The organism is Cycloclasticus zancles 78-ME (assembly GCF_000442595.1).
Taxonomy (GTDB): domain Bacteria; phylum Pseudomonadota; class Gammaproteobacteria; order Methylococcales; family Cycloclasticaceae; genus Cycloclasticus; species Cycloclasticus pugetii.
The window spans coordinates 856708-880177 of sequence record NC_021917.1 but is presented as its reverse complement, the minus strand read 5'-3'; the positions used below and the strand labels follow the sequence as shown (position 1 = coordinate 880177).

22 protein-coding genes and 3 tRNA genes are annotated in these 23470 nt (G+C 42.3%); 2 read left to right on the top strand and 23 right to left on the bottom strand.

Annotated features, from left to right (window positions below):
• Nucleotides 1–132: 132 nt before the first annotated feature.
• Nucleotides 133–597, top strand: a complete 465-nt coding sequence (locus tag CYCME_RS04380) for a GGDEF domain-containing protein (RefSeq protein WP_015006374.1) — start codon at nt 133–135, stop codon at nt 595–597.
• An 89-nt stretch (nt 598–686) separates the two neighbouring features.
• Here CYCME_RS04380 and CYCME_RS04375 read toward each other — a convergent pair whose 3' ends face one another.
• From CYCME_RS04375 to glyA, 23 genes are all read right to left on the bottom strand, one after another.
• Nucleotides 687–2918: an NADP-dependent isocitrate dehydrogenase gene (locus CYCME_RS04375; protein WP_041932896.1), complete on the bottom strand. Its 2232-nt coding sequence runs from the start codon at nt 2916–2918 to the stop codon at nt 687–689.
• 225 nt (nt 2919–3143) lie between these two features.
• A tRNA-Cys gene (locus CYCME_RS04370) sits at nt 3144–3217 on the bottom strand.
• A 48-nt stretch (nt 3218–3265) separates the two neighbouring features.
• Nucleotides 3266–3340, bottom strand: a tRNA-Gly gene (locus CYCME_RS04365).
• 54 nt (nt 3341–3394) lie between these two features.
• Nucleotides 3395–3949 (bottom strand): CDP-diacylglycerol--glycerol-3-phosphate 3-phosphatidyltransferase, encoded by a 555-nt coding sequence (pgsA, locus tag CYCME_RS04360; RefSeq protein WP_015006376.1) that lies wholly within the window; start codon nt 3947–3949, stop codon nt 3395–3397.
• A 40-nt stretch (nt 3950–3989) separates the two neighbouring features.
• Nucleotides 3990–5831, bottom strand: a complete 1842-nt coding sequence (uvrC, locus tag CYCME_RS04355) for an excinuclease ABC subunit UvrC (protein WP_020932232.1) — start codon at nt 5829–5831, stop codon at nt 3990–3992.
• Nucleotides 5832–5969: 138 nt separating this feature from the next.
• On the bottom strand, nt 5970–6431 hold the full coding sequence (phaR, locus tag CYCME_RS04350) for a polyhydroxyalkanoate synthesis repressor PhaR (RefSeq protein WP_015006378.1): 462 nt from the start codon (nt 6429–6431) through the stop codon (nt 5970–5972).
• Between the two features lie 27 nt (nt 6432–6458).
• Complete coding sequence (gene pnp / locus CYCME_RS04345; protein WP_020932231.1) at nt 6459–8525, bottom strand: polyribonucleotide nucleotidyltransferase; 2067 nt, start codon at nt 8523–8525, stop codon at nt 6459–6461.
• Between the two features lie 27 nt (nt 8526–8552).
• A complete protein-coding gene (gene rpsO, locus CYCME_RS04340) occupies nt 8553–8822 on the bottom strand; it encodes a 30S ribosomal protein S15 (protein ID WP_015006380.1) in 270 nt (89 codons plus the stop codon).
• Nucleotides 8823–8925: 103 nt separating this feature from the next.
• On the bottom strand, nt 8926–9834 hold the full coding sequence (gene truB / locus CYCME_RS04335; RefSeq protein WP_015006381.1) for a tRNA pseudouridine(55) synthase TruB: 909 nt from the start codon (nt 9832–9834) through the stop codon (nt 8926–8928).
• Between the two features lie 3 nt (nt 9835–9837).
• Nucleotides 9838–10203: a 30S ribosome-binding factor RbfA gene (gene rbfA, locus CYCME_RS04330; protein ID WP_015006382.1), complete on the bottom strand. Its 366-nt coding sequence runs from the start codon at nt 10201–10203 to the stop codon at nt 9838–9840.
• 10 nt (nt 10204–10213) lie between these two features.
• Nucleotides 10214–12853, bottom strand: a complete 2640-nt coding sequence (infB, locus tag CYCME_RS04325; protein ID WP_020932230.1) for a translation initiation factor IF-2 — start codon at nt 12851–12853, stop codon at nt 10214–10216.
• Nucleotides 12854–12879: 26 nt separating this feature from the next.
• Nucleotides 12880–14382: a transcription termination factor NusA gene (nusA, locus tag CYCME_RS04320; protein ID WP_015006384.1), complete on the bottom strand. Its 1503-nt coding sequence runs from the start codon at nt 14380–14382 to the stop codon at nt 12880–12882.
• 20 nt (nt 14383–14402) lie between these two features.
• Nucleotides 14403–14861, bottom strand: a complete 459-nt coding sequence (gene rimP, locus CYCME_RS04315; protein ID WP_015006385.1) for a ribosome maturation factor RimP — start codon at nt 14859–14861, stop codon at nt 14403–14405.
• Nucleotides 14862–14993: 132 nt separating this feature from the next.
• A tRNA-Met gene (locus CYCME_RS04310) sits at nt 14994–15070 on the bottom strand.
• Nucleotides 15071–15155: 85 nt separating this feature from the next.
• Nucleotides 15156–15641, bottom strand: coding sequence for a phosphatidylglycerophosphatase A (locus tag CYCME_RS04305; RefSeq protein WP_015006386.1), 486 nt, complete (start codon nt 15639–15641; stop codon nt 15156–15158).
• Nucleotides 15631–16587 carry a thiamine-phosphate kinase gene (gene thiL, locus CYCME_RS04300; RefSeq protein WP_020932229.1) on the bottom strand — a complete coding sequence of 319 codons (957 nt, stop codon included), beginning with the start codon at nt 16585–16587 and terminating at the stop codon, nt 15631–15633. The genes CYCME_RS04305 and thiL overlap by 11 nt, the downstream gene beginning before the upstream one ends.
• Nucleotides 16588–16596: 9 nt before the next feature.
• Complete coding sequence (gene nusB, locus CYCME_RS04295) at nt 16597–17046, bottom strand: transcription antitermination factor NusB (RefSeq protein WP_015006388.1); 450 nt, start codon at nt 17044–17046, stop codon at nt 16597–16599.
• Nucleotides 17043–17522, bottom strand: coding sequence for a 6,7-dimethyl-8-ribityllumazine synthase (gene ribE / locus CYCME_RS04290; protein WP_015006389.1), 480 nt, complete (start codon nt 17520–17522; stop codon nt 17043–17045). Before ribE ends, nusB begins: the two co-directional genes overlap by 4 nt.
• A gap of 100 nt (nt 17523–17622) precedes the next feature.
• Nucleotides 17623–18726 carry a bifunctional 3,4-dihydroxy-2-butanone-4-phosphate synthase/GTP cyclohydrolase II gene (ribBA, locus tag CYCME_RS04285; RefSeq protein ID WP_015006390.1) on the bottom strand — a complete coding sequence of 368 codons (1104 nt, stop codon included), beginning with the start codon at nt 18724–18726 and terminating at the stop codon, nt 17623–17625.
• Nucleotides 18727–18787: 61 nt separating this feature from the next.
• Nucleotides 18788–19441: a riboflavin synthase gene (locus tag CYCME_RS04280; RefSeq protein ID WP_020932228.1), complete on the bottom strand. Its 654-nt coding sequence runs from the start codon at nt 19439–19441 to the stop codon at nt 18788–18790.
• The gene (gene ribD / locus CYCME_RS04275; RefSeq protein ID WP_020932227.1) at nt 19442–20554 is read right to left on the bottom strand and encodes a bifunctional diaminohydroxyphosphoribosylaminopyrimidine deaminase/5-amino-6-(5-phosphoribosylamino)uracil reductase RibD; all 1113 of its coding nucleotides are present in this window, start codon (nt 20552–20554) and stop codon (nt 19442–19444) included. It lies immediately after the preceding gene.
• A 9-nt stretch (nt 20555–20563) separates the two neighbouring features.
• Nucleotides 20564–21061, bottom strand: a complete 498-nt coding sequence (nrdR, locus tag CYCME_RS04270) for a transcriptional regulator NrdR (RefSeq protein ID WP_015006393.1) — start codon at nt 21059–21061, stop codon at nt 20564–20566.
• A 12-nt stretch (nt 21062–21073) separates the two neighbouring features.
• The gene (gene glyA / locus CYCME_RS04265; protein ID WP_020932226.1) at nt 21074–22330 is read right to left on the bottom strand and encodes a serine hydroxymethyltransferase; all 1257 of its coding nucleotides are present in this window, start codon (nt 22328–22330) and stop codon (nt 21074–21076) included.
• 206 nt (nt 22331–22536) lie between these two features.
• Between glyA and CYCME_RS04260 the strand changes: the two genes are divergently transcribed.
• A complete protein-coding gene (locus CYCME_RS04260; protein WP_016389992.1) occupies nt 22537–23469 on the top strand; it encodes a histone deacetylase family protein in 933 nt (310 codons plus the stop codon).
• The last annotated feature ends 1 nt before the right edge of the window (nt 23470 follow it).

Sequence of the window (23470 nt, the reverse complement as noted above, 5' to 3'; positions counted from 1 at the left end):
ACAGCTAAATCTATTAACGAAGAGTCCTTGCGTCAATTTGACTCAGTTAATCACTCATTATTTTTTCTTTCCCATCTAGTAAATTCTCAATATCCTGCCATCATTAATGTATTTATATTTGGAACTTAACTTATGACCCTTGATCAACCAGAAAGTCGTTGCTCTATTACTGGCTTGCCCGATGCTGCAACTTTTTCAGAGCAAACAGAACAACTACTAGAATTTTGTACCCGTACTCATGCTAACGCCCTTATGCTTTTTATTACTTTTGATACGAGTGTTAGCGAGATCAATGGCCAACAAAATGACCTCGCCCTTAAAGCCATTGCAAAGCGATTACTCTCTAAAGCCCGTGATTCAGATATTTACGCCCATTTAGGTGAAATGAACTTCGCTAACCTAACTATTGAAACCAGTGAAAAACATACGCCGATCTTAATTGAAAAGCTCAAAATAGAACTCGCACAACCGATCACGTTAATGGACGGCTCTTCTATCAAACTAAACACTAAAGTGGGCCTTGCCGAGTATCCTAAGCAAGGAAAATCTTATGCAGAGCTGATTGAGGTTGCTAGAAAAAACACTCAAACGTTATAGCTTAGAAAGCAACATACCCCAGATATAAAAAAACCTGGCACCTATTGAATTAGGCGCCAGGTTCAACTCAATATTAACTACTTAAGTTGTTATTTCAATGAAGCAAGCGCCTCATTAAATATCTCTGAAGGTCTCATAACCTCACGCACTTTATCAACATCTGGCTTGTAATAACCACCAATGTCTACTGCATGCCACTGCTCTGTAGTTAATGTACCAACAATTTTCTCTTCATTCTCAGTTAGTGATGCTGCTAATGGCTGAAAATGAGTTTGTAAGGCTTCATCTTCTGTCTGTTCAGCAAGTGCCTGTGCCCAATACAACGCAAGGTAAAAGTGACTACCACGGTTATCAAGCTCCCCTGTTTTACGTGACGGCGATTTGCCAGTATCGAGTAATTTAGCCGTTGCTTCATCTAATGTTTTTGCCAACACAGCTGCCTTCGCATTGCCATCTGATATCGCTGTATGCTCAAGTGAAGCGCACAGAGCTAAAAACTCACCTAGCGAATCCCAACGTAAATGATTTTCTTCTATCAATTGTTTAACATGCTTAGGCGCTGAACCACCTGCACCCGTTTCAAATAAACCACCGCCTGCCATAAGCGGCACGATAGACAACATCTTTGCACTGGTCCCTAACTCAAGAATCGGAAATAGATCGGTTAAGTAATCACGCAAAATATTACCCGTCACAGAAATTGTATCTTTACCACGTAAAATACGCTCAAGTGTGTAACGCATCGCTCTTGTTTGCGACTTAATTTTAATATCTACGCCAGTTAGATCATGATCTTTAAGGTACTTTTCAACTTTTTTAATCAATTCATTTTCGTGCGGACGGTACTTATCTAACCAAAAAACAGCCGGCGTATTTGATAAACGTGCGCGCTTCACAGCCAATTTCACCCAGTCTTGAATAGGTGCATCTTTAACTTGGCACATTCTCCATATATCACCTTCTTCAACATCCATTTCAAGTAAGACATTGCCTTCTTCATCAACAATACGGGTGCTGCCATCCGCCTTCATCTCAAAGGTTTTATCATGGGAACCATATTCTTCAGCTTTTTGAGCCATTAGGCCAACATTGGGGACTGTTCCCATTGTGGTTGGGTCAAACTCACCATGCGTTTTACAAAAATTGATTATTTCTTGATAAATTCGAGCGAAAGTACTCTCCGGCATCACTGCTTTCGTGTCTTTCATTTTACCGTCAGGGCCCCACATTTTGCCGCCTGCGCGAATCATTGCAGGCATTGATGCATCAACAATCACCTCATTAGGCGTATGTAGGTTAGAAATCCCTTTAGCGGAATCCACCATAGCAAGCTCTGGGCGCTTTTCGTAACAGGCATGCATATCACTAAGAATTTCTTCTTTAATCGATGCAGGTAGCTTCTCAATATGTTCATAAACACTGCTCAAACCATCATTAGGGTTAACACCTAATTCATCAAACAGCTTGCCATGTTTTTCAAACAAGTCTTTGTAATACACTTTTACCGCGTGTCCAAAAACAATAGGATGAGACACTTTCATCATGGTCGCTTTTACATGAAATGAAAACATCACACCGGTTTCTTTCGCGTCGTTCATTTCATCTTCTAGATACGCACACAATTGCTTCTTGCTCATAAACATACTGTCTATGATTTCACCTTCTTGTAGCGCTAAACCCTTCTTTAATACGGTGACCTCACCATTCTTAGCAACAAATTCAATGTTCACCTTGCATGCTTTGTCCAGCGTTAAGCTTTTCTCACTAGAATAAAAGTCACCTGAGCGCATATGAGAAACGTGTGTTCTAGACGCCTGACTCCACTTACCCATAGAGTGTGGGTTTTTCTTGGCATATTCTTTAACTGCCTTAGGTGCGCGACGATCAGAGTTACCCTCGCGTAGTACCGGGTTAACCGCACTTCCTAACACTTTACCGTACTTTTGTTGAAGAGCTTTTTCCTCATCAGTTTGAGGATCTTCTGGATAATTTGGAATATCAAAACCCTTTCCCTGCAACTCATTAATAATTGCTTTTAACTGAGGAACCGATGCACTGATATTCGGTAATTTGATAATGTTCGTCTCGGGATTTTGCGTTAAACGTCCTAATTCAGACAATGCATCGGGGACCTTTTGATCATCAGGTAGCTGATCAGCAAACGTAGCAAGCACTCTAGACGCTAACGAGATATCACTCACCTCAACGTCAATGCCAGCTGCTCCTGCGAACGCTTCAACAATAGGAAGAAATGAAGCAGTCGCTAATAAAGGCGCTTCATCCGTTAACGTATAAATAATTTTGGACTTTTTGACAGTCATTCTCTCTCCGTGCATTGATAGGGTAATTTAAAGATGCCTGATTATACGACATTTTAAAGCCCTTCTAACTGTTTAGAGCACGAAAATTCAGCAATGACTAGCTGAGTGTATTCCAGCTAGTTTGAACTTAATGCAAAACATCATCATCAAAAACCGCTTAGCTTTCGTATTGTAATTGAAATACGAGTAACCTTTTAGAGACACCGTTGTGTTTTAATTCCGACATGGAGGCTGAGAGCGGAATCGAACCGCTGTACACGGCTTTGCAGGCCGCTGCATAACCACTCTGCCACTCAGCCAGAGAGGACTTTATTGATAAAACCGTGGTGGTATCACGGCTTAAAATTTGGAGCGGGAAACGAGATTCGAACTCGCGACCCCAACCTTGGCAAGGTTGTGCTCTACCACTGAGCTATTCCCGCTTTGAGGCCGTGTATTCTATCTTTCGTAGCAACTCTGTCAAGTCAGAATCCCTACTATTTTCTAAATTGGGGTAAAGCAAGCTGAATATATTGCCACATTGACCAAAGCGTCAGCACTACAGAGATATAAATCAACACCACTCCTAACATCCGAACCGGAATCCCATAAAGGTCTGCGTTAAATAACAAACACACAATCGAAACCATTTGGAACCCTGTTTTATACTTTCCAATCCATGAGACCTTTACAACAGAGCGTTGCCCAACCTCTGCCATCCACTCACGTAATGATGCCACTGAAATTTCGCGACCTATAATGATGGCGACTGGTATTGCGATATAAATAGCTGGATCGGCTTGCACAATAAGCACCAATACAACCACCACCATTAACTTATCAGCCACAGGGTCGAGAAACTCACCAAACGCGGTCTGCAAATTCAACTTTCTGGCTAAAAACCCATCAAACCAATCTGTGATGGATGCCACTATAAATATTAGCGCACACCACAATCTAGGCTCTTCAATTGGCAAGTAAAAAATCACCATTATTACCGGTATAGAGGCAATACGGAATAAGGTCAAAATGGTTGGAATATTAAGAATCATTCAACTAAAAAGTATTGATGTAGCCACATATAGTACCACTTTATCCAGCTGGTCCGTCATGATAGAAGTTATACACTCTTTGCGCTAATGATTTACTGATCCCCTCAACCGTACAAAGGTCATCCACCCCAGCAGATTGAATTTCACGCAAGCCTCCAAACTGTTTAAGTAATTGGCGCCTACGTTTCGGACCTAAGCCATCAATTTGCTCTAGGGTCGACTTTTTCTTCTCTTTACCACGCTGTTGACGATGGCCACTAATAGCGAAACGGTGCGCCTCGTCTCTAATTTGCTGAACAACCAATAAGGCCGGTTCATCTGCTGGAAAAATAAGCACCTTACCGTCCTTTGCACGATAAATTTTTTCCATCCCAACTTTTCTGTCACTACCTTTTGAGATGCCGATAACAAACACTTCAGGGCTATCAATATCGTTTAGTGCTTTTAAAACAGCATTAACTTGGCCTTTCCCACCATCAATTATCAGCAAATCGGGCACTACATGTTCATTTTTTTTGGCACGAAGGAAGCGACGTGATACTGCCTGAGACAGTGCAGCATAGTCATCACCCGGCGTAACTCCGGTGATATTGAAGCGACGATAATCTGATTTCAAAGGGCCCTCCTCATTTAAAACAACACATGAAGCAACGGTTTGATCCCCCTGCAGATGACTAATATCAAAACATTCCATACGCGCAATACCTTTCTCAACGCCTAATAGCATTGATAATTTACTGAGTCTATCCCTTGTATTTTCTCTACTTTCTAGGCGCTGAGTTAAGGCCGTTATAGCGTTACTTTTCGCCATCTTCAGCCAACGCGCCCTTTCCCCTCTGGGGTTAGTAACTAGACTTACTTTCCTCTCTGCTTTCTCATTGAATACTTGTTGGATTAATTCTGCTTCAAGCAAGGCATGACTCAAAATAACCGCCTTAGGTAATTTTTTATCTAAATAAAACTGCAGCAAGAAAGCATTTAACACCTCTTGCTCTGTTTTTCCCTGCGGAATTTTAGGATAAAACGTACGATTGCCTAAATGTTGACCTTTTCGTATGAAAAACACTTGAACACAAGCAACATGCTGCTGTATTTCACACGCAACCACGTCAAGGTCCCCATCATTACCACTAACATATTGGCGCTCCATCACCTTTCTTAACTGAGCAATTTGATCACGGAATTGAGCTGCTTTTTCGAAATTCAACTCATTTGCTGCACTTTCCATTTTCTTAACTAGATCACTGATTAGTTTGCTATTTTTGCCCTCAAGAAATAACACCGTGTGAGCCACATCATCATGATAATCTTGCTGGCTAATAAGGCCAACGCAAGGGGCTGTGCAACGTTTAATTTGATGCTGTAGGCACGGTCTAGACCTATTTTTAAAAAAACTGTCATCACATTGCCTAACGGGGAAAAGCTTCTGCAAGACGTGTAAGCTGTCGCGAACCGCGCCTGCACTGGGGTAGGGACCAAAATACTGCCCTTGCTTTTTTTTAGCACCCCGATGGAATGTAAGTTTGGGAAACTCTTGATGTCTTGATAAATAAATATAAGGGTAACTTTTATCATCCCTTAAACAAATATTATATCTAGGCTTCAATTTTTTGATGAGTTGATTTTCTAACAGCAGCGCCTCACCTTCAGTATGCGTAACAACTATCTCGATCTGTTGCACATAAGACAACATCAGTTTTTTCTTAGCGTCTTTATCTGTTTTATTAAAGTAACTCGACACCCTTTTTTTTAGGTTTTTCGCTTTACCTACATAAATACACACACCACGATGATCGAGCATTTGATAAACACCCGGTTTTTGGGTCAATGTTTTTAGAAAATGCTCGCTATCAAAAGTCGTTAATTTGTCCTTACCTTCCATAACAATCAGTTTACTTATTTATTCAACTTAAGGGCAGCCATATTCATTTTAAATTAACCCTACAGGGTATTTTTATACTAAATGAACAGCCAAAAAAAAACCTCGTAAACGAGGTTTTTTCTTTTAGCTATTAACTGCTTATTTCTTTTTGCTGGCTTTAGCAGGCATCACACTTTTGAACAGCCCTTCTTGCATTTCTTTAAAAACTTCCATATTTCTATTTGCTAATGAGGTCATCATTGCAAAAGGATCAGCTGCTTGCTCCAGTTTGCTCCTTACCTTGGCTCTTTGCTCGGCGATTAACTTCACCGAGTTTTCAAGGTAACTTGCAAAATTATGTTGAAATGGATCACCATAAAAACGAATCAATTGCTCTAACATTTCAGCACTCATTATCGGCTCACCATCCTCTTCTTGCTCAAGAATGATTTGCAATAATACGCTTCGAGTTAAATCTTCTTTTGATTTCGCATCAACAACTTTAACAGGTTCCCGTTCAATAATAAGCTGACGCACATCATTAAGCGTTACATACTTACTAATCTCCGTGTCATACAAACGACGATTAGGGTACTTTTTTATGATTCGAGAATTAGCCATAGTTATTAACCGTGAACTGATGAGTCGTTAATCTATTTCCTTCATGCTTAATCTAACACGTCCTTGGCGATCAACCTCAAGAACTTTCACATTAACAACATCACCTTCAGAAAGCTTGTCACTAACCTTCTCAACACGCTCTTCAGAAATTTGTGAAATATGCACAAGGCCATCTTTGCCTGGCAAGATCGATACAAATGCACCAAAGTCCATTAAACGAACAACTTTACCTTCGTAAATTTTGCCCACTTCAACTTCTGCAGTAATATCTTCTATGCGTTTTAACGCTTTTTCGCCAGCTTCACGATCAACCGAAGCAACTTTTACGATGCCTTCATCAGTAATATCAATAGATGCGCCTGTTTCTTCGGTAATTGCCCGAATAGTGACACCACCTTTACCAATAACATCGCGAATTTTTGCTGGGTCAATCTTAAGTGTAAGGATGCGCGGAGCAAAATCAGACATCTCTTCGCGTGCTTGTGAAAGATCAGAATTCATTTTTTCTAAGATATGCAAGCGGCCTGCCTTTGCTTGCTCCAACGCATTAGACATGATTTCATGCGTAATCCCTTGGATTTTGATATCCATTTGAAGTGCAGTCACACCAGAGTCTGTACCAGAGACTTTAAAGTCCATATCACCTAAGTGATCTTCATCGCCCAAAATGTCAGACAAGACCGCAAATTCATCACCTTCTTTGATAAGGCCCATCGCGATACCAGCTACAGGTGATTTAATCGGCACACCTGCATCCATTAGCGCCAAACTGGTACCACATGTGCTCGCCATTGAGCTTGAACCATTTGATTCTGTCACTTCGGCTACAACACGTAGTACATAAGAGAAATCTTCTTGGCTTGGTAGAACCGCTTGAATACCACGTTTTGCTAGACGACCATGACCAATTTCACGCCTTTTTGGTGAGCCAACAAAGCCTGTTTCACCAACACAATATGGAGGGAAGTTATAGTGCAACATGAAGTGATCACGGTACTCACCTTCTACTGCATCAATCATTTGTGCATCGCGGTCTGTGCCTAACGTTGCAACAACTAATGCCTGCGTTTCACCGCGAGTAAATAGTGCCGAACCGTGTGCACGAGGTAAAACCCCTGTACGCACATGGATAGGACGAACAGTTGACAAATCACGTCCATCAATACGTTTTTTAGTCGATAGTACTAACCCACGGACATGTTTCTTTTCTAGAGAAGAGAAGATTTCTTTTACTTCTTCAGGGTCTTCGTCTTCAAGTTGGGCTAATACACTTGTACGTAGCTCTTGTAATTTAACTTGACGATCAAGTTTAACAAGAATCGTATACGCATCTGCAATGCCAGCTGTTGCAAGATCAGCCACTTTTTCAAGTAACGTTTGATCTTTTTCGGGTGCAACCCATTCCATACGTGGCTTACCCACCTGTTCAGCTAGCTCATTAATGGCCTGAATAGCCGCCTGCATTTGTTCGTGGCCAAAGGTCACGGCGCCCAACATAATATCTTCAGGCAAACAATCAGCTTCTGATTCAACCATTAAAACAGCATCTTCAGTACCTGCAACAACTAAATCTAATTTAGACTCAGCCAAAGCATTTTTTGATGGGTTTAATGCATATTCACCATTTATATAACCTACTCGTGCAGCACCAATTGGACCTTCAAACGGTAGACCTGAAATAGCCAATGCAGCTGATGCACCTAATAAGGCAGGAATATCTGGATCAACTTCTGGGTTTAGTGAAATAACAGTCGCAATAACCTGAGTTTCGTTTTTGTATCCTTTTGGAAACAGTGGACGAATAGGACGGTCGATAAGACGAGAAGTTAGAGTTTCTTTCTCACTTGGTCGCCCTTCTCTCTTAAAAAAACCACCCGGTATTTTACCTGCAGCATATGTTTTTTCTTGATAGTTTACGGTAAGCGGAAAGAATGAATTATTTTCTCCCCCTTCACGTTTACCTACTGCTGTTACTAAAACAATCGTACCGTCTATTTCTACTAGTACTGCTCCGTCTGCTTGACGTGCAATCTCACCTGTTTCAAAAGATACAGTCTGATGACCGAATTGAAACTCTTTTTTTACTGAATTCACTATTTATGCCTACCTATTATTTATCTTTTACTTTCTCAATCCTAAACGCGCAATCAATGCACGGTAACGTTCTACGTCTTTGCCTTTTAAATAGTCTAATAACTTACGGCGACGGTTAATAATTCTTAATAAACCTTGACGTGAATGGTGATCTTTTTTGTTCTCAGAAAAATGCGGTGTCAAATGATTGATTCTCCCCGTTAACAAAGCAACTTGAACCTCTGGAGATCCTGTATCACCTTCTGATAACGCATATTCTTTAACAATTTCTTGCTTTTGTTCTGTACCGAACGACATATTTCTTACTCCACTTTCTATTATATTAATCTTAAGTAACAGTTCATTGTACTCTTCGTAATGTATGCTAACAAGCTTTAAGACAAATGCTTAAGCAAGCTTATTATGCAAAAATCCTGATAGGCGCCAAATAGTTACCCTCACTCCACTTACCAAGGCCAAAAATATTTCCCTTTGGGTCATTTAAACGAATAATAGGGGTATTTTCTAGACCGTCGACGTATATTTGCCGACCCAAACATAAATCACTCACCGCTTTATCATTACAGTTGATGATAGGGTATTGTTGAAGCGCCAAATCTAGACTATTCAACTGGCAATCTAAACTAGCCAAATCACCTTTATCAGCCTCTAATTGCTCTATGGTAACCGCATCATTAAGGTCAAACGGACCAGTTTTAAGGCGCCTTAAAAAGGTCACGTGAGCCCCACACCCTAACTGCTTACCAATATCTTCTGCCAAAGTGCGAACATACGTACCTTTAGTACACGACACTTCAAACGTTAGGGTTTCTTCGGATTGTGACAGCAAGCTCAATGAATTAATCGTCACCTCACGAGCTGGCCGCGGCACTACCTGCCCTGCGCGTGCTATGTCATACAACCGCCGACCGTTATGTTTAAGCGCCGAATACATTGGAGGGATTTGTTTAATCTTTCCGCTAAATGTTTCCAAGATTAAATTGAGATCATTTTTATTTATAGATGGCACAGGGCGCTCGGCTAGGACCTCACCCTCAACATCACCTGTAGTGGTGGTTTGCCCCAATCTCATTGTAAATTGATAGGTTTTATCTGATGCCAATAAATATTGCGACACTTTTGTTGCATGGCCTAAGCATATCGGAAGTACACCAGATGCAAGCGGGTCTAAACTGCCGGTATGCCCTACTTTTTTTGCACCATATAGACGTTTAATAATTTGAACGGCGCGACTGGATGAAATATGAAGTGGCTTATCTAAAATTAGAATACCGCTGATATCACGGCCTTTCTTTTTTCGTTCTGACACTCGTTATTTCTCGTTATCTGGGTTTGTTGCTTTCAGCAGCGCATCCATTTTAATACCTTGTTCGATAGACTCATCTAGAAAAAAACGTAATTCTGGCACCATCCGCATGCGCATCCGCTTTGAAACGATACCGTGGATGTAGTTTGACGCACGATTTAAAGCCGCAACACTAGACTGCTTATCTTCTGCTTCTTGCGTTGTTAACACGCTGACAAAAACTTTGGCGACCGCTAAATCTTTCGTGACTTCAACATCACTAACGGTGACAAAGCCAACGTCAGGGTCTCTCAAGTCACGCTGAATAATTTCAGCCAACTCTCGTTGAAGTTGACGTGAAACTCGTTGGAAACGTAAAAACTCTCTAGGCATTAATCACTGCTTATAATTTGCGTTTAACTTCTATGCGCTCAAAAACTTCAATTTGATCGCCATCTTGTACGTCATTGTAGTTTTTCACACCAATACCACATTCCATACCCGACTTAACTTCCTGAACATCATCTTTAAAGCGCCTTAATGACTCAAGCTGTCCTTCATAGATAACAACATTGTCACGTAACACACGAATAGGTAAATCCCTCTTAACGTAACCTTCTGTCACCATACAGCCTGCAATTGCGCCTAATTTAGGTGATTTAAATATGTCTCGTACGTTTGCAATCCCCACAATTTGCTCTTTAATGTCTGGAGCTAATAGGCCTGACAATGCATCACGTACATCATCAATCACATCATAAATAATACTGTAATAACGAACCGATACACCTCGGTTTTCAATCATACGCCTTGCACTTGCATCGGCACGTGTATTGAAGCCGATAATTAACGCATCTGACGCAGCAGCAAGGTTAACATCACTTTCATTAATACCGCCAACACCTGCGGCCACAATTGAAACCTTCACTTCATCTGTTGAAAGATTTGTTAGTGATGATTTAAGTGCCTCTAAACTGCCATGTACATCTGTTTTAAGTAGTACATTAAGTGTAGCGCTATCCCCATCTTCCATTTGTGAGAATGCTTGCTCTAGTTTCGCCGCTTGCTGTTTTGCTTGCCTTGCTTGTTTCGATTTATTTTGGCGGAATTCCGCAATTTCACGTGCTTTTCGCTCGCTTGGTGCAGCATATACTTCAACGCCAGCTTCAGTTGCACTTGAAAGACCCAGCACTTCAACAGGTACCGCTGGCGTTGCTGATTTCACTGCTTTAGCATGTTCATCAAACATCGCCTTAACTCGACCATGCGCCTCACCGGCAACTAGATAGTCCCCCATATTCAAGGTGCCTTTTTGCACAAGAATAGTTGCCACTGGGCCTCGGCCCTTATCTAGTCGTGACTCAATTACAACGCCAGTAGCCGCCACATCAACTGGTGCAGACAACTCTAATAATTCAGCTTGTAGCGCAATTGCTTCAAGTAACTCATCAACACCGTCGCCTTTTAATGCTGAAATATTAACAAATTGCGTATCACCACCCCAATCTTCAGGTGTCACCTCAAGTTGAGACAACTCATTCCTTACTCGATCAGGCTGCGCCCCTTCTTTGTCCATCTTATTAACAGCAACAATCATCGGGACACCCGCTGCTCGCGCATGCTCAACGGCTTCTTTTGTTTGCGGCATCACTCCATCATCGGCAGCAACCACTAAAATAACTAAATCGGTTATTTGCGCACCCCGTGCACGCATTGCAGTAAACGCGGCATGCCCAGGTGTATCAATGAAAGTCACCATGCTATCGCCTTGTTTAACTCGATAAGCACCAATATGCTGAGTAATACCACCTGATTCACCCGCTGCTACACGACTTTCGCGAATATAATCTAATAGCGATGTTTTACCATGATCTACGTGCCCCATAATCGTCACGACTGGGCCACGCGGCTCTTCTTTACCGTCTTTTTCTATGACATCTGCTAATAACTCAGCTTGGATGTCTTCATCGCTGCGTAAAACAACCTTATGGCCCATTTCTTCAACGACAATTACCGCTGTTTCCTGGTCTAATGGTTGATTGATGGTAGCCATAGTGCCTAATCCCATCAATGTTTTAATAACTTCTCCTGCTTTCACATTCATACGCTGAGCAAGGTCAGAGACAATAATGCTTTCAGGAATTTCTACACTATAAACAATACTTTTTGTTGGTACTTCAAAACCGTGCTTACCATCGGATTCTAGTCGTATATCACGTGTCTTACCGCCACCTTTCTTTTTATTTCGACGTGGTTTCTTGTCTACGTGCAAGATGCCTCCACCGAACTTAGAGCCCGCCTTCTTCTTGTCTGTCTTGCGGCCCAGTTCTTTTGCTTTTTTAGCGTCAGCTTCTGCCTTCACTCTGGCCATAATCTCAGGTGAAGCTATTTTAATCTTAGGCTCCTCAACTGGCTCACTTTTTGGTTCTGGTTCTGGCTGCGGCTCTGGTTTTTGCTTTGCTTCTAACTCAGCACGTTTAGCCGCCTCTTCTGCTTCAGCCGCTGCTTTTTTTGCAGCTTCTTTAGCTTGTTCAGCTTCTAAAATTGCTTTTTCTTCAGCTAACTTAGCCTGTTTTTCAGCTTCAATTTTATCTAAGGCTTCTTGTTTTTTGCTCGCTCTTTCTTGTTCTTTTTCACGAGCGGCACCTTGTTCCTGCACTAAGTCTTGATGTGCTTGGGCCGCTCTTTTTGCTTCTTCAAGTTCATCAGAACTCAAACCCGTCGCAATTTCTTCAGCTGAGCGTCCAAGTGTTTTCTTTTTTCTAACCTCGATACTAACCGAACTTGCGCCACGTCCTTTTGCTTGCTTCAGCTCTGTGACGGTAGTTTTACGTTTAAGAGTCATCTTTTTTGGTGCGGAGATGTCTTTTTTAGCTTTCCCGTGACTCTCACGAAGATATGTGAGTAATTTTACTTTATCGTCTTCACTAAGCGTTGAGGTTATTGTCTTACCTTTTACACCAGCATCTTTTAGTTGCTCCACTAGCTTTTCAGCGGAGGTACCAACTACTTTTGCTAAATGTTGAACTGTAATATCTGCCATACTTCTTTCTCCAGAGAGTTTATTGCTTACTCAGCGAACCAAGGTTCACGTGCTTTCATAATTAATGTTGTCGCACGCTCTTCATCAATACTTGCTATTTCGAGTAGTTCATCGGTTGCTAAATTAGCTAAATCTTCCATTGTGACAATTTCTTTGCTCGCTAATTTAAAGGCTAACTCACGATCCATCCCTTCCATATTAAGAAGGTCTTTGGCTGGCTCATGTTCTTCTAAGACTTCTTCAGAAGCAATTGCTTTAATTAAGTAAGCATCCTTAGCACGTTGTTGTAGCTCTTCAGCAATATCTTCATCAAATTCTTCAATATCAGTTAGATCATCTAAATCTGCGAAATTTATTTCTTCAATTGAGGTGTAACCCTCTTGCACTAAAATGAGTGCAACATCTTCATCAACATCAAGATCAAGCATTAATTGTTGAGCATAACCATCTGCTTCTGATGAGTTTTGCTCATCTGCTTGCGTCTCGCTCATCACATTAAGCTTCCAGCCAGTTAACTCACTTGCCAAACGAACATTTTGTCCACCTCGACCAATTGCCTGCGAGAGACTATCGTCTTTAACTGACACATCCATGCTGTGTTTATCTTCGTCCACGACAATCGCAACCACTTCAGCTGGCGACATCGCATTAATCACGAACTGCGCTTCGTTTTCATCCCAAAGAATAATATCTACACGTTCACCTGCCAGTTCATTTGATACTGCTTGAACTCGTGAACCACGCATCCCAACACAGGCACCCACAGGGTCTAGACGTTGGTCTCGTGTACGAACGGCTATTTTTGCTCTTGAACCTGGGTCACGCGCAGCCCCCAAAATTTCAATTAAACCGTCTCCTACTTCAGGCACTTCTAGTTTAAAAAGCGCTGTTAGTAATTCTGGTGCGCTTCTTGAAACCGTCAGCTGCGGACCACGTGTTACTTCTTCTACTGACTTTAAGTAACCACGAATCCTATCGCCTGTTCTAACGGGCTCCCTTGGAATCATTTCTTCACGTGGAATAATGGCATCCGCTGTCCCTTCTAGGTCTACAAACACATTACCACGCTCAATACGCTTAATAACGCCTGTGACCAGCTCGCCCACTTTATCTTTATAAAGTTCGTATACTTTTCTTCGTTCAGCTTCTCTAACTTTTTGAACAATCACTTGCTTTGCAGCCTGCGCACCAATTCGGCCAAAGTCAGCCGACTCAATTGGCTCTTCTATAAAGCTACCCACTTCTAAAGTTGGGTCTTTTTTCTGTGCATCTTCCAGTAGAATTTGAGCATCTGGGTTTTCTAAACCATTTTCAAACTCAGGGTCAGCTTCAACAACCTCCCATTGACGGAAAGATTCATAATCCCCACTCACGCGATCAATAGCTACACGTACTGCAATGTCGTCACGGTATAGTTTTTTCGTTGCCATCTCTAAAGCAGCTTCAATTGCTTCAAAAAGAACACTACGATCAATTTCTTTTTCGTTAGAAACAACGTCTACAACCATTAAAATTTCTTTATTAGCCATCTTTAACCCTGAAATATTTTTTAATAATTAACTACTAGCCTAGCTTTCTTTATGAGAGAAAATGGAATTTCTATTTCCTCGTCATCAACATGTAAGTGCACTGTCTCACCTTTCACTTCTAGAATTTCGCCTGTAAACCGACGTTGCCCTTCAAGTGTTGATTGACGCAACTCCAATTTGACTGTTGATCCTTTAAAGCGTTCAAAATGAGCCAACTCAAACAATGGACGTTCCAAACCAGGCGATGAAACTTCAAGCCTGTATTGTCCTGTTATTGGGTCTTCAACATCCATAATACCGCTAATTTGATGACTCACTTTAGAACAGTCATCCACCATAATTCCTTTTTCCGAATCGATATAAACCAATAAAGTCGCCGCCTTACCTTGCCCGGTAAACTCCGCACCAACAAACTCATAACCAAGTCCAGTAACTGCGGGCCTAATCAACTCTAATATTTTAGCGGGTGCTTGATTCATCTCTATCCATCACGTACAAAAAAAGGGCCAAAGCCCCATTCAACACTTTAATTTTTGCCTTAAATCTTTAGTCTTATTTAGATTCATAAGGGGCCAAACAAAAATACCCCAAATGGGGTACCGTATATTCATTGGTAGCGGGGGCAGGATTTGAACCTACGACCTTCGGGTTATGAGCCCGACGAGCTACCAAACTGCTCCACCCCGCGTCCATTTAAGAGAAGAATAATACTGGATTTAGCTTTCTTTTACAATGACTATTAACGTTTTATTTACTGTTTTTAATTCTTCGTTTTAAAGCAAGCCTGTTAATACGTATAAACAGCCGGCAGACATCAGCCCTGCCAATAGATCATCGACCATAATGCCGAGGCCACCTTTTACTTTTGTATCTAACCAATTAATGGGCCAGGGTTTCGCAATATCAAATAGACGGAATAAAACAAACCCCAGTATTACGTTTTGCCAACTAAACGCCACCCAATACATTGTTAGTAAATAACCAGCAATTTCATCCCAGACAATACCGCCATGATCATGCACACCAATATCATCCGCCGCCTTGCCACATATCCACACACCTGAAACAACGACCAATATCAACGCCGCTGCATAACCATTTTCAAAAAACTTGATTAGTACATAATAAAAAGGAATCGCCACTAATGTTCCCATCGTGCCAGGTGCTTTTTTAGATAACCCAGAACCAAACCCAAAAGCCAACATTTGCACAGGGTTAGCTAATAATTGTTTAAATGACGGGGTTTTATCAGCTCGCAAAATGATCGTACCCCTTATTAAGCGTAAATATTTTTCCGTTTTTCACTTCGACTCTCAAGCCCGCCTCTTTCTCAATAACACCAATTTTTGTAATGTCATACTTATGTAATTTACTTAATTCATCAGCATTTAGGTTCGAGGGTAATGTAAAGCATAACTCATAATCATCACCTGTCGAATAAGGCCACAAATCGTCACTCAGCTTACTTGCATGTTGGCGAACGGACTCAGTCACAGGTAAGCACTCATCCCATACGCTTGCCCCAACACCGCTGGCTTTAAGCAGGTGACTCAAATCTGCAGACAAGCCATCTGAAACATCAATACAAGATGTCGCTACATTGAGCAGCTCGCGCCCTAAGGCCACTTGAGGGTTTGGCTTTAAATATGAACACAGTTCTGCGTCCATCATGTTGAGATAACCCTGGCGGGCTTTTTCTAAGCCTAAGCCGGCGATACCAATATGACCGGACACATAAATATCATCACCAACGTTTGCGCCTGAACGCATCAATCGTTGCTGTTTAGGTAATAGACCCATCACATTCACTGTAATAGAAAGGGGGCCTCGAGTAGTATCACCGCCTATTAACTGTAACGAATATCGCTCAGCCAATTCAAAAAAACCTTTTGCAAACGATGCAAGCCAAGCTTTATCTATTGCTGGTAGTGTAATCGCTAACGAGGCCCATGCTGGGGATGCCCCCATCGCGGCTAAATCACTTAGGTTAACAGCCAGCACTTTATGCCCTAACAATTCTGGTTCACTATTCTCTAAGAAATGTACATTTTCAACCAGCGTATCCGTGCTAACAGCTATTTGTTTATCGCTAGGCACATCGATTACAGCACAATCATCCCCGATACCTAGCACTAAGGATTCGTTAGGGCCACCTGCCCTTGAGGCAAAGAACTCTTCAATAATCGAAAACTCGGGGGACGACATTTTGCAAGGTTAACCGGTTTTTTTCTTGCCTTTTGATTTTGCGTTTATTTCAACGGCTCGACTTTTTTGTGCTAATTTGTCCATGATGCTATTTACATAAGCATGACTTTTTTCAGAACCAAATTTTTTCGCCAAGTTTATCGACTCATTAATAGCCACTCGATACGGTACTTCTGGCTTGTAAAATAGCTCATATGCACCCAAGCGTAAAACAGCCTTTTCAATGGGATCAATCTTTTCTAAATTTCGCGTAGTGAACTCACTAATTGCTTCGTCTAACTCACCCAGTTTATCAACGACACCGATCAATAGGTGCTCAAAATAGGCTGTCTGATATTTAGGCGTTTCTGAGTCTTCTTCAAATTGTTTACAAATTTCATTAAGGTTTTGACCCGTAATTTGCCACTGATACAAAGCTTGTAACGCGACTAATCTTGCATTGCTTTTTGGTGAACTCATTCGGCGTCTATCACCTTAAGCACATTAACCATTTCAATGGCCGCAAGGGCCGCTTCAGCCCCTTTATTTCCAGCCTTTGTGCCCGCACGTTCTATCGCTTGCTCGATAGAGTCAACTGTTAACACACCAAACGTAACAGGGATATTCGCTTGCAATGACACAGTGGCTAGGCCTTTGGTGACCTCGGCTGAAACATATTCAAAATGTGGCGTACCACCGCGAATAACCGCGCCCAAACCAATGATTGCATCGTAATTTTGCTTCGCTGCTAGACGTTGCGCTGCCAAGGGCATTTCAAATGCGCCAGGCACTTTGACAATATCAATGTTTTTAATATCCGCACCATGTCGAACTAATGTATCAATTGCACCGCCTTCTAGTTGGTCAACAATAAAACTATTAAAACGCCCCACCAATAAGCAGAAACGTGCATCACGCACGACCATATTCCCTTCTATTACCTTTGCATCTGACATATAAAACCCTTGTTATGTGTACGTATAAACTTAAATTTAAAGAACCATTTGTATCGTTCGAAAAGCGCTTAAGCTGCTGCACTCTTCATTTATCAGCAACTTAATCTAATGGCACATGCTCAACAATCTCAATATCAAAACCAGTCAGTCCTGAATATTTCGTTGGCGTACCAAGCAATTTTAAGTTTTTAATACCGAGCGCTGTTAAAATTTGACAACCTACACCCACTTCTCTTGAGTCAACCAAGGGTTGTGGCGCCAAATTAGACACCCCTTTTTCTTTTAATTCTTGCTCGTGAATAAACTCAACAATCGATTGATTATCTTCTTTATTACGAATTAAAATCAACGCACCTCGCCCTTCAGCAACAATCTTTTGCATCGCACTTGGCAAGGGGTAATGATCACTCTCTTTCGCGTGTAATAAGTCGGCTAATGTGCTTTTTGCATTAATTCGAACCATTACTGGCTCATCTGTGTTGACATCACCATACGTTAAGGCCAAATGCAGCTTATTATCTATTTCATCTTGAAAAGCATGAAGTCTGAAATCACCGTATTTAGTCGGATAATGGCAACTACTGACAAGCTCTATCGTTTTTTCATTTTGTATACGGTAATGAATTAAGTCGGCAATCGTCCCCATTTTTAATTCATGTTTTTCAGCAAAAACGCTCAAATCTGCTCGTCTTGCCATCGTGCCATCATCATTTAATATTTCCACAATAACAGCAGCAGGCTCTGCACCTGCCAGACGCGCAAGGTCACAGCCAGCTTCAGTATGCCCAGTACGATTTAAAACCCCACCCGGTTGCGCCATCAGCGGGAAAATATGCCCCGGCTGAACAACATCAGTTGGCTTTGCAGTTGGATTAACCGCGGCTAAAATAGTTTTTGCACGATCAGCCGCTGAAATACCGGTAGTTACGCCTTCGGCCGCTTCAATTGACACCGTGAAATTGGTTGAGTAGGCTGCTTGATTATCATTAACCATTAACGGCAACCTTAATTGCTGGCAACGCTCACGCGTTAACGTTAAGCAAATCAAACCGCGGCCATAACTCGCCATAAAGTTAATGTCTTGCGGGCGCACATGCTCAGCAATCATTAGCAAGTCACCTTCATTTTCACGATCTTCATCGTCCATTATGATGACAATTTTGCCTTGCTTTAGGTCATCAATAATTTCTTGAGTCGTATTCATAAGTATTTTTAGTTGGTCAGTGGCACGTATTGTAGCCGATTCAACTCAGTTTCTTTTCAGATTATTTAACAAAGCCACTGCTTTCAAGTAATTTTTTATAATCAACTGATGACGAATTCTTTGCATCCCCCATCATTAAGCGCTCTAAGTAACGCGCAATAACGTCTACTTCAAGATTCACTGAATCGCCAATTGTTCGCTGGCCTAATGTTGTCATCTCTAACGTGTGCGGCACAATATTAACGGAAAACGAAGAATCATCCACGCTATTCACCGTTAAGCTAATACCATCAATACAAATGGAGCCTTTTTGCGCAACATAACGAGCTAATTCCTTAGGCATACTAAAACGAAAACGAACTGAACGTGCATCGGTTTTGCGCTCAAGCACCTGCCCAACCCCATCAACGTGGCCACTAACCATATGTCCACCTAAGCGAGTGTGTGCTTGTAACGCACATTCTAAATTAACCGCCGTACCGACTGTTAGTGCCCCCATCGTTGTTGCCGATAATGTTTCATTTGAAACATCCGCAACAAACTGGCCTGCCGCCAATTCAATGGCCGTTAAACAGACACCATTAACAGCAATACTGTCACCAAGCTGTGCATCACTCAAATCTAAATGAGCTGTAGCAACCGTCAAGCGCACATCACCTTGCTGTTGTTCAATACGCTTAATTTCACCGACTGCTTCGATAATTCCAGTAAACATTTAGCCTTCCCTTTTAACCCGATAAGTTAATTTAATATCGCTATCAAGCTCATGCATACCCACATAGTGTAGTTGAACTCTATCTGATAACGTTGATACTTGAGGCATAGAAAAAGCACCTCTTGCATCCGACCCTAAGGCACTTGGCGCCATATAAATGATTAACTCATCAATAATACCTGCTTGCAACAGTGCACCATTTAACAATGCACCGGCTTCAACCATTACACTATTAATAGCCTGCGACCTTAGCCACTCATGAACGGCGTATAAATCAACTTGTCCCTGAGCATCGGCAGCAATCACCTGCACAGTACAGCCAGCTTGCTGCAAAGCCGTCATAGCGTCTTGATTATTACTACAGGTTAAAATAGTGACCTTAACGTTCGACTTAAAAATACGAGCATTCACTGGGGTTTTTAACTGCGAATCTAGAATAACTCGATGCGGTTGCTCTACCGCTATATGCTCCAAACCATCTCTCGCTGTTAACTGGGGGTCATCAGCAAGGATTGTTCCTACCCCTGTTAAGACAATATCACTTTCAGCACGTAGCTGATGTACATCCTTTCTCGCCGCCGCCCCTGTTATCCATTGGCTTTCGCCCGATGCCATCGCTGTTTTACCGTCCAGACTCATTGCCACTTTACTAAAAATATACGGCTGGCCTGTAGTCATCCTATGATAGAACGCTTGATTTAGCGCTATTGCTTGCTCTTCAAACAAGCCAACAGCCACCTCAATACCTGCGGCCTGAAGTTTAGCAACACCTTGCCCGGACACAATAGGATTAGGGTCTTGCATAGCAATAACCACGCGAGATACCCCCGCGTTAATTAAACCATCAGCACACGGTGGTGTTCTGCCATGGTGGCTGCAAGGCTCTAATGTCACATACGCAGTTGCACCTTTCGCTGCTGCAGCAGCACTCTGTAACGCATATACTTCAGCATGTGGTTCGCCAGCTTTTTTATGCCAACCTTCAGCAATAACGTGCCCCTCGTCAACAATAACACAGCCGACACAAGGGTTTGGTTTTGTGCTGTACCTACCAAGCGCCGCCAGTTCTAGCGCTCGGTTCATATAGCGTTGATCATCAGACGTAAACGTCATAGCATCATATTATTTTTTGCTAACAACGGCTGATAACATCAGCTGTTCGCTTTTATCTTCTTTTTCAAGCTCATCAATTACTTTTCTAAATTCATTGATGTCTTCAAAACTTTTATACACAGACGCGAAACGAACATAAGCAACATGGTCTAGGTTTCCTAGTTCTTCCATCACCAGCTCACCAATTTTCATCGAGGGGACTTCGCGCTCGCCCAGTGACAGCAAGCTTTTTTTGATGCGACTCAAAGCAGCATCAATATCTTCGCTGCTAACAGGCCGTTTCTCTAACGCACGCAATACCCCGACACTAAGCTTTTCTTCCCAAAAGGGCTCGCGAACACCATTACTCTTCACTACCCTCGGCAGATTCAGCTCGGCTGTCTCAAAGGTGGTAAACCGCTCTTTACATGCTTGGCATTCACGACGCCTACGCACACTATCCCCTTCTCCCGCTAAGCGCGAGTCAATAACACGTGTATCACTGTCATTACAAAAGGGGCATTGCATATGGCTTAAACCTTAATCTGCGTAAACAGGTAAACGTAAACAAATGGCCAATACTTTTTCCTTAACCGCTTGTTGAACGCTTTCGTTTTCAATGTTATCAAGAATGTCACACATCCAACCAGCAAGGTCTTTGCTGTCTTGTTCGCTAAAGCCGCGTGTTGTAATTGCTGGCGCACCTAAACGAATACCACTGGTCACAAAGGGTGACTGAGGGTCATTCGGTACAGAGTTTTTATTAGTCGTGATGTTCGCCGCTTCTAGGGCTGCTTCAGCTGCTTTACCGGTTAAGCCTTTGTCGATTAAATCAACCAAGAACAAGTGATTGTCTGTACCACCTGACACGATGTTATAACCACGTGCGATAAAGGTATCGGCCATCGCACTAGCATTGACTTTAACTTGTTTTTGGTAAGCTTTAAATTCAGGTGACAACGCTTCTTTAAAGGCCACTGCTTTCGCTGCAATCACATGCATCAGTGGGCCGCCTTGAGTACCTGGAAAGACCATTGAGTTTAATTTTTTCTCAATCTCAGGATTGGATTTGGCCAAAATTAAACCACCACGTGGGCCACGTAATGTTTTATGTGTGGTTGATGTAGTAACATCAGCAATCCCTACTGGGCTTGGGTATTCACCCGCCGCCACTAAACCGGCAACATGCGCCATATCTACAAATAAATACGCACCAACAGAATCCGCAATATCACGGAATTTTTGCCAGTCCATTACACGAGAATACGCAGAAAAACCGGCTACAATCATTTTAGGTTTATGTTCGTTTGCCAGTGCTTGAATTTCTTCATAATCCACCTCGCCGGTTGCTTCATTTAAGCCGTATTGAACGGCATTAAATATTTTGCCCGAGAAGTTTACTTTAGCTCCATGCGTGAGGTGCCCACCGTGTGCCAAACTCATCCCTAAAATGGTATCGCCTGCTTGTAAAAGTGCGAAATAAACTGCTGCATTGGCTTGTGAGCCCGCATGAGGTTGCACATTGGCATAATCTGCACCAAACAACTCTTTAACACGGTCAATAGCTAACTGCTCAGCAATATCCACATACTCACAACCACCATAATAGCGTTTACCTGGATAGCCTTCTGCATACTTATTAGTCAACATAGAACCCTGCGCCTGCATCACACGAGGACTCGCGTAGTTTTCAGATGCGATCAGCTCAATATGGTCTTCTTGGCGTTGCTCTTCTTGTTGAATAGACGCCCAAAGTTCGTCATCAAATCCTTCAATGGTCATGCGCTTGTTGTACATTTAGTTTCCTCGTGCCGTTTCCAACGTCGTTAATTAAATAAAAAAGCGAATTCTACATCATATTGTGGTTACAAGGCTATTTTTAGCAGAAAGCACACAAGAACTTTGAAAAACCAACACCAATTGGCATCCTAAAGCCTGATCAACGCATGCTCAAGTTCTTTAATGTATATTATTAACATCATAAACTACCGGACCAATGTTGTATGAGAACGGCCTACATCACGCATGCTGATTTAATTAAACATGACATGGGGGATGGACACCCAGAAAGGTCAAGTCGCCTATATGCCATTCAAGATCAATTAAAACACCAACAGCTTTGGGACCTTTTAGAGCATATTGAGGCGCCAAATGTCGAGCAAGCCGCTTTATTGCGAGTTCATAGCCAGCAACACCTTGAATATATAGTTGATAACGCCCCTGGCAGCGGGCAAGCGCTCTTTCAAATCACCCCTGATACGCTAATGAACGAACATAGCCTAGACGCTGCGCTAAAAGCTGCAGGCGCAGGCACCACTGCGGTTGACCTTATTATGGACAAGCAAATAGAAAATGCTTTTTGTGCTGTTCGGCCACCGGGGCACCATGCGGAAAGGTCCAAATCAATGGGCTTTTGTTTTTTCAACAATATTGCTGTTGCGGCTGCACACGCTCTTGAAAAACACACACTAGATCGTATTGCCATTGTTGACTTTGATGTCCACCAAGGTAATGGCACACAGGAAATTTTTGAGGCAGATGATCGCGTGCTATTTTGCTCAAGCTATGAGCACCCTCTGTTTCCATTTTCTAATCGCCCGAGCATCCCCAACAAGCTCATTAACACGCCTTTAAAGTCAGGCTCAACAGGGGCAGAGTTCCGCGCTCAGGTACAACAACATTGGTTACCCGCCTTACATGCTTTTAAACCACAGTTTATTTTTATATCGGCCGGCTTTGATGCACACTGGGAAGATGATATCGCGACCCTGTGTTTTCAAGATCAAGACTTTGCTTGGGTAACACAGGAAATCATAGCGATTGCACGGCGCTACTCGCACAATCGCATTGTTTCTGTACTCGAAGGCGGTTACGCACTAAAAGCATTGGGACGTAGTGCCGAACAACACATACGTGCTTTAATGCAACTGAGCTAAA